Annotated in this window: 15 protein-coding genes and 1 other annotated feature; of the genes, 12 read left to right on the top strand and 3 right to left on the bottom strand. The window is 48.6% G+C overall.

All coding sequences use genetic code 11. The features are described 5' to 3' along the window. Positions 1-75 precede the first annotated feature (75 nt). Both serA and NST07_RS22730 read right to left on the bottom strand, forming a co-directional pair. On the bottom strand, positions 76-1,668 hold the full coding sequence (gene serA / locus NST07_RS22735) for a phosphoglycerate dehydrogenase (RefSeq protein WP_341094566.1): 1,593 nt from the start codon (positions 1,666-1,668) through the stop codon (positions 76-78). 238 nt (positions 1,669-1,906) lie between these two features. Beyond that, positions 1,907-2,133 (bottom strand) — a binding site (T-box leader). Positions 2,134-2,247: 114 nt separating this feature from the next. Continuing rightward, positions 2,248-3,156, bottom strand: coding sequence for a hypothetical protein (locus NST07_RS22730; RefSeq protein ID WP_341094563.1), 909 nt, complete (start codon positions 3,154-3,156; stop codon positions 2,248-2,250). A gap of 65 nt (positions 3,157-3,221) precedes the next feature. On the opposite strand from NST07_RS22730, the gene NST07_RS22725 reads away from it, so the two are divergent. From NST07_RS22725 to NST07_RS22715, 3 genes are read left to right on the top strand one after another with little or no spacing between them, the layout of a single operon-like run. Next, on the top strand, positions 3,222-3,815 hold the full coding sequence (locus tag NST07_RS22725; protein WP_341094561.1) for a type II CAAX endopeptidase family protein: 594 nt from the start codon (positions 3,222-3,224) through the stop codon (positions 3,813-3,815). Then, positions 3,812-4,186 (top strand): hypothetical protein, encoded by a 375-nt coding sequence (locus NST07_RS22720; RefSeq protein WP_341094559.1) that lies wholly within the window; start codon positions 3,812-3,814, stop codon positions 4,184-4,186. Before NST07_RS22725 ends, NST07_RS22720 begins: the two co-directional genes overlap by 4 nt. Positions 4,187-4,206: 20 nt before the next feature. After that, positions 4,207-5,034: a metallophosphoesterase gene (locus NST07_RS22715; protein WP_342480211.1), complete on the top strand. Its 828-nt coding sequence runs from the start codon at positions 4,207-4,209 to the stop codon at positions 5,032-5,034. A 121-nt stretch (positions 5,035-5,155) separates the two neighbouring features. Here the strand turns inward: NST07_RS22715 and NST07_RS22710 are convergent, their stop codons facing one another. After that, on the bottom strand, positions 5,156-6,067 hold the full coding sequence (locus NST07_RS22710; RefSeq protein ID WP_341094556.1) for a polysaccharide deacetylase family protein: 912 nt from the start codon (positions 6,065-6,067) through the stop codon (positions 5,156-5,158). An 85-nt stretch (positions 6,068-6,152) separates the two neighbouring features. Between NST07_RS22710 and NST07_RS22705 the strand changes: the two genes are divergently transcribed. The 9 genes from NST07_RS22705 to rpsA all read left to right on the top strand — a co-directional run bounded on the left by NST07_RS22705 (position 6,153) and on the right by rpsA (position 13,656). Next, positions 6,153-6,524: a hypothetical protein gene (locus NST07_RS22705; RefSeq protein WP_341094554.1), complete on the top strand. Its 372-nt coding sequence runs from the start codon at positions 6,153-6,155 to the stop codon at positions 6,522-6,524. A gap of 221 nt (positions 6,525-6,745) precedes the next feature. Continuing rightward, positions 6,746-7,360 carry a genetic competence negative regulator gene (locus NST07_RS22700; RefSeq protein ID WP_038594550.1) on the top strand — a complete coding sequence of 205 codons (615 nt, stop codon included), beginning with the start codon at positions 6,746-6,748 and terminating at the stop codon, positions 7,358-7,360. A 100-nt stretch (positions 7,361-7,460) separates the two neighbouring features. Continuing rightward, a complete protein-coding gene (gene prsW, locus NST07_RS22695; RefSeq protein ID WP_038594548.1) occupies positions 7,461-8,156 on the top strand; it encodes a glutamic-type intramembrane protease PrsW in 696 nt (231 codons plus the stop codon). A gap of 77 nt (positions 8,157-8,233) precedes the next feature. Further along, a complete protein-coding gene (locus tag NST07_RS22690; RefSeq protein WP_341094552.1) occupies positions 8,234-8,380 on the top strand; it encodes a hypothetical protein in 147 nt (48 codons plus the stop codon). Between the two features lie 111 nt (positions 8,381-8,491). Beyond that, positions 8,492-9,850 (top strand): germination protein YpeB, encoded by a 1,359-nt coding sequence (ypeB, locus tag NST07_RS22685; protein ID WP_341094551.1) that lies wholly within the window; start codon positions 8,492-8,494, stop codon positions 9,848-9,850. A gap of 162 nt (positions 9,851-10,012) precedes the next feature. Further along, positions 10,013-10,666: a flagellar brake domain-containing protein gene (locus NST07_RS22680; RefSeq protein WP_341094549.1), complete on the top strand. Its 654-nt coding sequence runs from the start codon at positions 10,013-10,015 to the stop codon at positions 10,664-10,666. A 212-nt stretch (positions 10,667-10,878) separates the two neighbouring features. Then, a complete protein-coding gene (gene cmk, locus NST07_RS22675) occupies positions 10,879-11,589 on the top strand; it encodes a (d)CMP kinase (protein WP_341094547.1) in 711 nt (236 codons plus the stop codon). After that, positions 11,586-12,173, top strand: a complete 588-nt coding sequence (locus tag NST07_RS22670; RefSeq protein ID WP_341094544.1) for a lysophospholipid acyltransferase family protein — start codon at positions 11,586-11,588, stop codon at positions 12,171-12,173. The genes cmk and NST07_RS22670 overlap by 4 nt, the downstream gene beginning before the upstream one ends. Before the next feature lie 169 nt (positions 12,174-12,342). Then, positions 12,343-13,656, top strand: a complete 1,314-nt coding sequence (gene rpsA, locus NST07_RS22665; protein WP_341094542.1) for a 30S ribosomal protein S1 — start codon at positions 12,343-12,345, stop codon at positions 13,654-13,656. Positions 13,657-13,740 lie beyond the last annotated feature (84 nt).

The raw sequence follows: 13,740 nt of genomic DNA, 5'->3' as shown, positions 1-13,740 counted from the left end.
CTGCAGGATGCCTCCATTTTCGAAAGAGCGATTTTTTTTGCTAATACTCAGAACTTTAATGATACGAAATGGCTTCTATAGCAGAACGACTTCTTCGGCAGTGTTGATTTCCGGCAAGCCAGCCAGCTTCACAAGCACATGCTGCGGCACCTCTTTATCCACTGTCAGAAGCATGATAGCTGCACCACCGACAATTTTACGTCCCACCTGCATCGAAGCGATGTTGACATCGTTTTGTCCGAGCAGAGTGCCGACGAGACCGATAATCCCCGGCTTGTCGTTGTGGGAGATTACAATTTGATGGCCTTCCGGAGCGATATCAACCGGGAATTTATTGACCTGGACAATGCGTTCGCCGTAGCCCTGGAGCAATGTTCCGGCTACCAGGCGTTCTTCATCCGGTTCGGCCTTCAGCGTAACGGTGATAAGATTAGTGAAGCCCTTAGTCTTGGAAGCCTTTGTCACGACAACATTCACATCACGCGTTTTGGCCAGATGCATGGAGTTGACGATGTTGACATCACTGCCGAAGTGGCGGGTGAACACGCCTTTTACAATATATCGGGTAAGCGGCTGTGTATCCACATCCGAGAGATCCCCGGCATATTCAACATGAATTTCACGAATAGCGCCGTCCGTCAGCTGTGTTGCAAAGCTGCCAAGCTTCTCACCCAGTGTGAAGTAAGGCTGAAGCTTATTCATTACGCTTGGCGCAACCGGAGGAATGTTTACAGCGTTAATGAACGGCTCGTTGCGCAGAATATGCAGCACCTGCTCCGATACATCGATGGCTACATTCTCCTGGGCTTCTACGGTCGAAGCACCCAGATGCGGAGTCACGATGATTTTTGGATGGGAAAGGAACGGGTGATCCGCTTGTGGCGGCTCTTGTTCGAATACGTCAAATGCTGCTCCGGCGACGATGCCGCTGTCGATGGCTTCAACCAATGCCATTTCGTCGATTACGCCGCCGCGGGCACAGTTGATGATGCGCATGCCTTTTTTCATCACTTCGAACTGCGGGCGGGAAATCATATGGCGGGTTTCGGGTGTCAGTGGTGTGTGCACGGTCATGAAATCAGCGCCGCGGACAATCTCATCAACGGAGGCCAGTTTCACTTCGAGCTTCTCCGCACGGTCCGGAGTCAGGAACGGATCAAAGGCGAGAATGTTCATGCCGAAGGCTTTGGCCCGTTTGGCCACCTCGCTGCCGATCCGTCCCATGCCGAGAACACCCAGTGTTTTGCCGCGTAGTTCTACGCCAAGGAATGTCTTTCTATCCCATACGCCGGAAATCGTTTTGGCATAGGCTTGGGGAATATGCCGGGCGAGTGCCATCATCATGGCAAAAGCATGCTCACAGGTCGTAATCGTGTTTCCGTCCGGCGCATTGATGACCACAACGCCATGCTGCGTTGCCGCCTCCAGTTTAATATTGTCAACACCTACACCTGCGCGGCCAATGACCTTCAGGTTTGTGCCTGCGGCAATAATTTTCTCGGTAACAGTGGTTTGGCTGCGTACGAGCAGGCCGTCATATTCGCCGATGATTGCAATAAGCTCTTCTTCACTAAGTCCAGTCTTCTTGTCTACAGTCACGTCGTTTGCGTCCATCAATTGCTGAATGCCCAAATCACTGATTGGATCCGATACTAATACTTTAAACATGGTTTCTTGTCCCCCTTAAAGTGATAAAGCTTAATATGCCAAGGATGCCCTGATAAGGCAATCCACAGTACCTGAAGCATCAAAACGGGTGAAAAGCATGTCAGAATAACAAAGTAACGCGCTGTCGCATAAAAGAAAGAGAGTGTAGGAGGACAGTCTCCTGCCAATTTTGGGCCTTTTAGGCCAAAAGACGGATTCCGGGTAACAAAAAAACTCCCAACCCCATACTACTGCCGTAGTAAGGGACGAGAGTTGTCGTGGTACCACCCTAATTCACTGCAACATTGAAGAAGCAGCCTCATTGGCCTGCAAAGGCCACACTGGTAACGGAGATGATCCGATTGCATCTACTTATAGTTCGATACAATATCTCAGGAGCGCTAAAGATATCTGTATGCCACCGGTTTGCACCACCCACCGGCTCTCTGAAGGCTTCCAGCATCCTTGTTCCATCATCGGTTTTACTTGATTAATTTTTTCATAATGTAACATGGTGGCACCAAAAGTGTCAATAGGCTTATTACAACCTGCCTGCCTTGAAGTAGGCTTCATTTTTCGTTATGATGCAATATACTAGACTTATTCATAGAAAAACGGAAGCTGCGGCATCGTTTCTTTGCCATAATATTGTTCCCGCCACTTCATGAAGTCCTGCTCCTGTATGGCTCCGGTAGAAATAAGCAGTGTAACTGAGGATTGGACATCCTGTAGCTTCAGGGAGCTGGCCATGCCGGAGTAGATCATGTCGTCTATTTTGGCCGTAATATCCTGTGGATCATAGCCGGCGTAAATTCCCCGGTTCAGCATCATTTCGGCGATAGAAGCATTTTTAAGCAGGAGCGGCATCTTCTTCCATTGGATGAAGGACAGCGTCTTCAGTTCACTGGGTACCGCCGGGATTTTGCTGTTGGTTTTGGAACCCCACTTCAGCATGGAATCATAGAAATCCTTCTGGGCAAGCAGCCCGAATTGCATGGCATTTGCCGTGAAGTTATCGTTCTTCAGCGCTTTGGCTGTTTCTGTACCTGATGATCCAGCAGACACCTTGTTGGAGGCCTGGGAGAAGAGCGTCAGGCTCTTAAGTATGTTAAGCTGGGATTGATACAGGAGTGGCGAACCATTGAAGATGGAATCCTGGTTAACCTTCTCATATTGCTTGTCCGCCAGAATACTGAGATTTTTCAGTGTAGCCGCGTTCTCACGGGCATCCGTGCTGCGTGATAAACTGTCTACCTCGTTGTTCCAATTCCGCTTGAATTCACGATACGGCAAAAATACGTTATGATAGAAGGTAACAAGATCCTGCTGCTGGTAAGATCCGGAGAATTCCTCCGATGCGCCGTCAGCTTCAATCAGGTGGGAATATTTAGCTTCTGTCTTGTCTGCACCTACTTTCACTCCCGTAAAGAAAGCGGCGAAAGCGCATATCAGGAAAAATACAAAACCTAGCGTGTATAACATTTGAGTGCGGGAGGTACGACTGTTCATAATTAGTGCTCCTTCTTCTATGGAAATTATCTTATGTAAAAACAATATAGAACAGGCAGGTTACAATGAAAAAATTCAAATTAGGTGACATAAAGATTAAAAAAGCCGATCCTCAAGCGTTAACCGACAAGCTGCTGCTGATCAATCTCTACATTACACAGGGCCTTACCTTATTTATCGGTTTGATATGGATATTATTGCAGAAAAGAAATCCGTTTGACATATTAAATTTTCCTAACGGTGTAAATTTTGTGTACTGGGGCCTTGGTTTGGCAGGAATTATGCTGATTGTGGATTTTATTCTGACTTATATTGTACCAGAAGAAAGCATGGATGACGGAGGAATTAACCAGTTGTTGTTCGGCAACCGCCCTTTGTGGCATATTGTTGTTATTGCAGCGGTTGTTTCAGTTTGCGAGGAACTTCTGTTCCGCGGTGCCATTCAGCATGGACTGGGTCCCTACTGGACGAGCATTCTTTTTGCAGTTATTCATGTGCGTTATCTGCGGCACTGGATTCCGACCGGGTGGGTATTCCTCAGCAGCTACGGCCTTGGTTATATATACATCCATTCCGGAACGATTTGGGCACCGATTTTATGTCATTTCTTCATCGACCTGTTCTCAGGTCTGGTGATTCGCTACAGGAGGGTATCATGAGTGACGACTTAAGCCGGGTGAAATCCCGCCAGAAAAAATATAAAGGCGAAGGCCAGGCTCCGGTCAAAGGTAAAAATAGAAAGCAAGCTGCGGTATCTCCCCCCCATGAGTCGGAAGCGCCTGCTCTTGTGCCTGGTACGCTGTCAAGGAAGGCCCGGCATTCCAGCACCGCAGCTAGAACCTCTGTGAAGCATGATAGAGCAGACCAGGAGGGGGAGGATACGCCTTCCCGTGCGCAGTCTTACCCTTCGGAACGTATCCGCCTGAGTAAAATCTTCGTCAACTCGTTGATTGTAATGTTTGTCATGCTGCTCGCTTCGCTCTTTTGGTGGGGATTTGAAGGAGCTCCTGAATTGAGGACTCTATGGTAACCGGCTGGGTAATAATTATTATGGCGGCCCTGCTCCTGTTGCTGGGCGTAGTAGCTGCAATTATGGTAGTTTCGGCATTTAAAAAGAACATTATTGCCGAGGAAATATCTCTCGGTTCACTTCCAGCGGCATTTGACGGTTACCGGATTCTGTTTATCACAGATATTCATCGCCGCCGGTTACCCAAAAAGCTGCTCGACCCCTTACATGGAAAAGTGGATGCTGTTTTTCTGGGAGGTGACCTGACGGAGAAGGGGAGTCCCATAAACCGTCTCGTTGATAATATGGCGCTTGTGGCTTCACTTGCACCTGTGTATGCCGTTCACGGTAACCATGATTACCGGGCAAATATTTCGCTGGTAGACAATATTATCCGCGGCAGCGGGGCCAGCCTGCTGATTGATGAGAATATAACCCTTGAACGGGGAAATGAATGTCTGCTGCTGACCGGTGTGGATTTCCCGAAGAAAGGCGGCAAAAAAGCGTATGCCCCTCTGGCTCCGGTCCCTGAATCACTCTCTTCATGCTGCCGGATTATTCTAGTTCATGATCCGCTTTGGGTGTCCCAGCAGCCCAGCTTGCCCGCAGATCTCATTCTGGCCGGTCATACGCATGGTGGTCAGGTGGTTCTGCCATTGATCAGGCAGAGGCATACAGATTTGTTCTATCAACAATATAATGCCGGAATGTACCGGCTTGAGCGGCAGGACAGCTCGGGAGCAATCGTCCAAATGCTAATCAGCCGCGGCTTCGGCACCGCTCATCTCCCGCTGCGCTGGAGCAGTCCGGCAGAAATGCATGTACTGACCCTGCGCAAAGTGCAGGAACCGCTTGAGCAATTTGGCTAAGAGAGCGGATTAGCGGCGCTGGATCGGGTTATGTATACAGATAAACAAGAGGTATCCTCCGCAACATGCGCTGGATACCTCTTGTTTATTGTGTTCTATTAGAACTGAGCTGCAGCAATGCTCAGCGCATCTTCAGCTCAATGCTGCGCGGATCTACGAAGCTGTAACCCTTGGCTTCCAGCTTCGTAAGCAGCGTATCCAATGCTTCCACGGTCCAGGGAAGCTCATGCATCAGGATGTTGCTTCCGGAATGAAGCTGGTCGGTTACATTCGTAATCAGCTTCTCCGTTTTATTGGCATCCTTTTCTTTCATTTCCCAGTCAAGTGATCCTACGGACCAGGTCATATAGAGAAGTCCGTTCTCTTCCGCCACCTTCTTGCCGACATCGCCGCCTGCTCCATGCGGGGGACGGAAGAAATGCGGGGTTTCGCCTACAACTTCTTTGACTATCTTCTGCACATCCTCGATCTGTTTCTTCACCTCTGTATAGGGTTCGTCCTTCAGCTTGATATGATCCCAGCTGTGATTGCCTATAATTCCGCCCCGGCTATGGATAAGCTCAAGCAGCTCGGGATGTTCTTTGACGCGGTAGCCGTTCACGAAGAAGACCGCTTTAGCCTTGTGTTTATCCAAGGTATCCATCAGCGGATTGATCATTTCCGCTTCCTTCGGGCCATCATCGAAGGTCAGCAGGATGACTTTCTTGTTGGTGCCTTCTTCATTCGGAACAATGTCGTAATTTTTGTTCATATGGTACAGAAGCGGGATTTCAGCAGGATTTGTCTCTCCGCTCGCAGTCCATCCAGTGTTTGAAGAGCCGGCTGGTGTCGCCTGAGGTGAGGCGCTTGCCTCCGCAGCATCATTCCCCTGAGAGGCTTGCGCCGTAGCTGATGGCGATGCTGTTTCAGTTGCCGCCGCTGTCGGCTGAGCATTGTTGTTCACTGTCTTGCCGTTGTTGTCGCCGTTGCTGCAGGATGCCAGCAAAATGGCGGCCAGCAGCAGTGCTGATGTCGCTTTAACCACTTTTTTCATCTCGCTTTCTTGTAACTTTGCTGTATGAGTCGGAATCTTTTCGCGAACACTAAGCATGATTTTACCATACAAGGAGGTTAGAGATATGAATACTTCGTCATTTTTATGCGGAGTGGTGATGGGTGCAGCCGCCAGTATGATTATGTCCAAAAAACGCAGCGCCATGATGTCCTCGCTCGGATCAAGCGGTTCGATGCAAGGAGCCGGTGAAAAAGCGAAGGACAAAATTCTGGGCATGGCCATGACCGGATTCGGAAACACCGCAGCCGGCGCCAGCTCCCAGGACAAAGGCTCGCATGAGCCGAAGAGCAGTGCCGATCACAAGGGGGAGTCCACGGTTAAATCCAAGGAAGCCAACCTCAATATGCTGAAGGATTTCATCCGCAGCAACCCTGATGTTAAGCATGAAGTAGAGCAGATTCTCAAAGAAACACATACAGCGATACCGGGTTTGTAACCGCAAAGCAAAGCGTTAGAATCATTTTGGGGAGGATTCCATCCGCAAAATGATTCTTTTTTTATCAATAAACCGCAACAATTGGGTGATTAAATATATTTATTTACGTGCATTTATGGCAGCAAAATGATAACATACATACATAGTAACCATTTTTGGCTCATTACTCGGGACTCATCATACATTAATATCAAATGAGCTTGCAAAAGGAGGATCCTGTCATGAGAATAGAGCGATTAAGTCAAGATAAGATACGGATTTTCCTCACTTTTGACGACCTGAGCGAGCGGGGCATCCAGAAGGAAGATATGTGGCAGGAAGTTCCCAAGGTGCATGACCTTTTTACGGAAATGATGGATCAAGCGTATAGTGAACTTGGTTTTGACGCTACCGGTCCGCTTGCCGTAGAAGTGTTCGCAATGCCCGCGCAAGGTATGGTCGTTATTGTGACCCGGGGGAAATATGATCACCATCAGTACGGTGCGCCCGGTGAAGAAGAATTGCCTGAAGAGATCTATGAAATGGAAGTTACTCTTGAACAAAGCGACTCCATTGTGTATGCATTCCGCGATTTTGAGGTTCTGGTTGAAGCGGCACATGTACTCATCGGCAATATTACTTCCCAGGGGAAACTGTATTCTTATAACAATAAATGGTATCTTTACTTCGATCCGAAGGAATTTGAGGAGCCGGCATTGTCTGGACTTGTTGCCGTATTGGCAGAGTTCGGCGATTCTTCGCCGGTTACCGAGGCCGTACTGGATGAATACGGAAAGACGGTTATGGCCGAAAATGCGATCCAATTGTTGTGCACTCACTTTAAGCGCCAGGAATAACAAATTGAGGAACGGCAGGACAGCGGATGCTTTCTGCCTTCCTTCGACCATTGGAAGATAATGCAGGAGAAATGGGTATAGTTTCAGGGGAGGTTATTCGGTGCTTTGGTTATCGGTGATTTCGTCGGCAGTGGCACCGGGACTTGCCCTGCTGACTTTTTTCTATCTGAAAGACAAGTACGATCAGGAACCGCTGCATATGGTGGTCAAGGTGTTTTTGCTTGGACTGCTGATTGTTTTTCCGGTAATGATCATTCAGAGAGGTCTTACGCTTGGGCTGGACAGTGGACCTTATGTCGATTCTTTTCTGATTTCCTCCGGGGTGGAGGAAGGGTTGAAGTGGTTTGTGCTGTACCATATGATTTACAACCATACCGAATTTGACGAGCCATATGATGGAATACTATACGCCGTGGCGATTTCGCTCGGTTTTGCAACAATAGAAAATGTAATGTACGCCTGGTACAGTCAAGCTTCAATAGGTTCAATGATTATGCGTGCGCTGCTTCCGGTGTCGGGACATGCAATGTTCGGGGTCATTATGGGCTACCACATGGGCAGGGCCAAGTTCTCGAAACCGGGCAAAGGCAGAGGAATATTGCTGGTCTCTCTGCTGCTGCCTTGGCTGTGGCATGGAATCTATGATTTTATCCTGAGCACGTCGCCCAATTACTGGATTTGGTATATCGTACCTTTGATGGCCGTACTGTGGTATGGAGGAATGGGCAAGGTGGCGCGGGCCAACAACCGTTCGCCGTTTCGTTTTCTGAAGCGGGAGGAAGAGGTTAACCTGTAATAGAGATGGACACACTTAAACTTGAAGGGTAGTTCCCGTATGCAAGGAATTCCAGAGAGGAGCGAGGTGTCTTTTTTTTGCGCGTAAAAGTTCGGATTGTCTGTAAGCAGTGCGGCGAGAGCTACATATTAAGAGGAAACAAGGAAGAGGGAATCATCCAGACCGGCTTCAAGCAATGTCTGTGCAACAGCAGCAGCGGATTTCAGATCGAGGAATGTGGCTAAAATGCTGCTTGGAAGTATTCTCTTGATATTATCAGCCTGCCCGGTGCATAAGACTTCTCAGTTATTGTCAAACTAACGGCAATAAGCTACCGAAAGGAGTCTTGCAGCCCTATGTACAAAAGATTAAGTGCCATAATGTTCCCGCTTACCGCGCTTTTGCTGATTGGCGCACTGGTGTGGGGGTATCAGGAGAACCAGGAGAAAAATTCGATTCTGATTAAAGCGGAGAACCAGTATCAACGGGCTTTTCATGATCTCTCCTATCATGTGGAGCGGCTTCATGGAGAGCTGGGAAATACACTTGCCGTCAATTCAGCCTCTAACGGTGTGCACCGCAAAGGACTTGTCAATGTATGGCGGCTTACCAGCGAGGCGCAGAATGAGATCAACCAGCTGCCGCTTACGCTGCTGCCGTTTAGCCAAACGGAGGAGTTCCTCTCCAAGATCTCTAATTTCTCTTACAAAGCGGCTGTCCGCGATTTCACCAAGAAGCCGCTGACTGAGGCTGAGATGGGGAATTTAAAGGCGCTCTATAAGAATTCGGGTGAAATCTCCAAGGATCTGCAGGAGGTACAGAACAAGGTCATCAGCAATAAACTGCGTTGGATGGATGTCGAGTCAGCTCTTGCTACAGAAGAAAAGGCGGAAGACAATACAATTATTGATGGCTTCAAAACGGTAGACAAGCGTGTGGCGGCCTACCCTGAGCTGGACTGGGGCCCCTCTGTTGCCAGTATTTATGACAAGCGTTCTGTCAAGAAGCTCGGGGGTAAACCTGTCACAGCAGAGGATATCAAAGCCAAGGCTGTAAAGTTTGCCGATAGTGGTGCTAATACCAAGGTGGATGTTAGGGAAAATGGTAAAGGAACCGAATGGGCTTCCTATACAGCTACCTTGACATCTCCGAATCACAAAGCTCCCATCAGTATGGATTTCACGGTGGAGGGCGGAATGCTGATTTCGTACAATGACAATCGCGAGGTTGGACCAGCCAAGGTTTCCATGAAGCAGGCTGTTGCCAAGGCCGGGGAGTTTCTGAAGCAGAAGGGCTATGCCGGCATGACGGCAGTCAGCGCTGACAGATATGATAATTTGGGGAATTTAACTTTTGTAAGCAGCAAAGACGGTGTATTGATCTATCCAGAGAAAATGACGCTGCGCGTCGGGCTGGATACCGGAGAAACCGTTGGTTTTCAAGCCAGCGATTATGTCCGTGAGCATCAGGAGAAACGTGAAATTCCAAAACCTGAGCTGTCCCTCGCCAAGGCCAGAGAGAAGCTGAATCCGGAATTCAAGGAGCTGTACAACCGGATGGCCTGGATCGAGAATGAGGATGCCGTCGAACTGCTGACCTATGAATTTGGCGGCAAAATCAACGGTTCACAGTATCGGATATACCTCAATGCGGCGGATGGAAATGAAGAAGCGGTCGAAGAGATTCGCACCTCTTCGGGAGCTCAGGATAAATAAATGAAGCCTGACTGCACAGGATAGTGGAGGGAGAGGCGGTTCCTTTGGGGGATGCCGCCTCTTTTTTTTCTTTCTGTTGTGCAATAATATTTCTAACCGGAGGACAAACGGCCATGCTATAATCATGAAGAATTAATTACTAACTCTGTGGCGGTGACATGATTGTATCCCAAAATTAACGAATATCTATACATACAGATTGCTTCCAGCGATGCGGCTGAAGCAGAACTAGAATATAGATCCAGAATTGCAGATATGGAAGATGAGGCCCTGCTGATTGAAATTCCAATGCAGGCCAGCAACGGGCGGCTGAAAAAGCTGTTTATAGGGGACGAGCTCTCTGTATATTTTCTTACCGAAGGCGGAATCAAAAATTATTTCAACACGCATGTACTCGGCTTTAAAGAGGATGTTATCCGGATGGTCCGGGTGCGCAAACCGGAAACGGATGCCATCTTCAAAATACAGCGCCGCAGCTTCTTCCGTGTAAATGCCGAGCTTGAACTGGCAGTGAAGGATTCGCTGGGCAGCCGTTTTCTGGTGCGGACCGATGATATCGGAGGAGGCGGAGCTTCTTTTCTCAGTGATCCCAAAGTAAAGGTGGAGGTGGGGGACAAACTGTTCTGTTGGCTGCTGGTCCCTTACCGAAATGGCAGCACCGAGCATGTGAACTTTGAAGGTGAGATTGTGCGGATAAAGCAGCTGGAAAGCGGGCGTAATCTAGTCATGTTAAAGTTTGCCGCCATCACGGATTCCGAGCGTCAAAAAATAATCCGTTACTGCTTCGAACGCCAGTTTGATTTCCGCGACCGTTAATGATAGCCGTCTAAACGCCCGGAAAAGGCATCAAAATAGCCTTTTTTATGCTGAATTAATGCTATGCCATTTTGCACTGAGGTATAAACTGTGGTATAATTTTATAAGTCGCAGGCAATGCCTGCTTTTTTCTTGATAAGATCATCAAGTCCCTAGAGATACGTCGGTGGACGTATTTCTTAATGAAAGCGTGTTTGAGGAGGAATGCCCCGTTGGTTAGGCAGGGGACACATACTTACGACAGAATCAACGTCGCCATCGACGGACCTGCCGGGGCAGGCAAGAGCACTGTAGCCCGATTGGTAGCCCAGAAGTTGTCTTACATTTATGTTGATACGGGTGCAATGTACCGGGCCATTACCTGGGATATGCTCCGCAGAGGCATTCAGCCGGAAGATCATGAATCAGTGGATCAAAGGGTCCGCGATATGGTGATTGAGCTTATCCCGGAGCAGGACATCCAGAAGGTGCTGATCAATGGGGAGGACGTAACCCCGCATATCCGCAGTCTTCAGGTTAGCGGCCAGGTGTCGCAGTATTCGAAGATCGAGGGTGTTAGATCCAGACTCAGTCATTTGCAGCGTCAGATGGCGCTTCGCAAGGGGGTCGTAATGGATGGCCGCGATATCGGTACGACCGTGCTGCCGGATGCCGAAGTGAAGATTTTCATGACGGCAAGTGTGGAGGAACGGGCTCTCCGCCGTTACAAAGAGCTGAAGGACACGGAAACAATAACTCTCCAGCAGCTTGAACGCGATATTGCAGCCCGTGACCGTCTTGATGAAGGACGGGAGATTTCACCGCTGCGCCGTGCAGAAGATGCCATTCTTCTTGACACGACCTTTATGGATATCAGGCAAGCCGTGGAAGCCATTGTCTCCCACTGCAGATCTCATGTTGACGGGGAGAGAAATCATTCATGATTTATGCCATTTGCTGTGGGTTGCTTCGCTTGATTTATGCCATCCTGTTCCCGCTGAAGATTGTCGGGAAAGAGAATGTGCCAAAGGAGGGCGGGGTGCTGCTCTGCGCCAACCACATCAGCCTGCTAGATCCAATGACGATCGGCATTAAGCTGGACCGCCAGGTAAAGTATATGGCCAAAGCAGAGCTGTTCAAGGTTCCTGTGCTAGGCTGGCTCATTAATAAGTTGGGCGCTTTTCCGGTGAAACGCGGCGGCGTAAGCAAAGAATCCATCAAAACGGCCCTTAATACGCTTCGCGGCGGACATGTTATGGGTATCTTTCCGGAAGGGACGCGAAACTCTGATTCCGGTGTGGCTAAGAAGGGCGCAGCGAGTTTTGCGCTTCGCAGCGGTGCAGCAGTTGTTCCAGCCGCTATCGTCGGATCCTACAAGCCCTTTCGCCGAATGACTGTCATTTATGGAGCTCCCATTGACCTTAGTTCGTTCGATGGAAAGGGAAGCGAGTCTCTTGAAGAAGTCACTGATGTAATTATGGGGCGTATCCATGAGATGGCCAAGACCGGCAGGCCCAGTGCAAGATAAACGTTGAATCATGTCGCTTTTTTACGGATACTGAGGAATAACGGCATAACCGCTATTTTTTGGAACATACTAACTTAAAAATGTAAGTGATATTTAGGTAATGCTTGTTTTGAACTCTGCTCTACGCGGGTTTAAATAAATGGGGTTTTGAATCGAGGAGGGTAATCACATGTCTGAAGAAACTAGAAATCAGGAAGCTGCGGCTAATGTTGAGAACAACGAAGCCGTAGAAGCAACAGAAACAGTGGAATCCGCTGTACCCGCTGCAGGTAACGAAGAAGAAGTGACAAGCCAAGAAGGTTTGGAAATCATTTCGTTGAAAAAAGGCGATACCGTGAAAGGAACAATCGTCAAAATCGAAGATAACCAAGCTTATGTAAGCATTGGATATAAATACGACGGCGTTATTCCTATTCGCGAATTGTCTTCCGTCCAACTGGACAATGCTGCAGCAGCAGTAGAAGTTGGACAAGAAGTTGAATGCAAAGTTGTCAGCATCAATGACAACAAGGAAAGCCTGGTTCTCTCCAAACGTGCAATTGACAGCGAGAAATCATGGGAAGATCTGGAGAAATATTTTGCTTCCCAGGAAGCGTTCGATGTTACTGTGGCTGACGTTGTCAAAGGCGGCCTCGTAGCTGATGTCGGCGCGCGCGGATTTATTCCGGCTTCCATGGTTGAACGTCACTTTGTAGAAGATTTCAGCGACTACAAAGGCCGCACTCTACGCGTGAAAGTGAAAGAACTGGACCGTGAGAACAGCAAGGTTATTCTTTCCGCCAAAGAAGTGCTGGAAGAAGAATTCGAAGCCAACAAATTGAAGATTATGGCTGAGCTGTCCGAAGGACAAATCATCGAAGGTACTGTGCAACGTCTGACACAATTCGGCGCATTTGTTGATGTGGGCGGTGTTGACGGATTGGTTCACGTATCCGAAATCGCTTGGAACCATGTCGAAAAACCTTCCGATGTTGTTTCCGAAGGCGACAAGGTTCGTGTAAAAGTGCTTAAGGTTGATCCTGAAAAGGGCAAAATCAGCCTCAGCATCAAAGCTGCTGCTCCAGGTCCTTGGGATTCTGCAGCTGGTAAAATCAACATTGGCGATGTAGTTACAGGCGAAGTAAAACGCCTTGTAAACTTCGGCGCGTTTGTTGAACTGCTTCCAGGCGTGGAAGGCCTTGTGCATATCTCGCAAATCTCCCACAAGCACATCGGTACTCCGCATGAAGTGCTCAAAGAAGGACAAGAAGTACAAGTGAAAGTGCTTGACTTCAATCCATCCGAGAAACGCGTCAGCCTGAGCATCAAAGAAACCGAAGAAGCTCCGGCTCCTACAGCAAGACCGGAACGCAGCAACAGCAGAGACAGAGCTCCTAAAGAAGTGCTGAACAATCCTAACGTATCGCTCAGCAACGAAGGACTCAGCTTCACGCTTGCTGAACGCTTCGGCGACAAGCTGGACAAATTCAAGGGTAACAACTAATCCTTTAGATTGTCATACCGGGTAAAGTAATCGGCGAGCCCTCGATAAGAGGGTTCGCCGATTGTGTTTTTACAGGCATGTAAG

The sequence above is a fragment of the Paenibacillus sp. FSL L8-0340 genome (genome assembly GCF_038593145.1).
In the GTDB taxonomy this organism is placed as follows: domain Bacteria; phylum Bacillota; class Bacilli; order Paenibacillales; family Paenibacillaceae; genus Paenibacillus_AQ.
The sequence above is the reverse complement of the archived record's forward strand: the minus strand, read 5'-3'. Positions and strand labels throughout refer to the sequence as shown.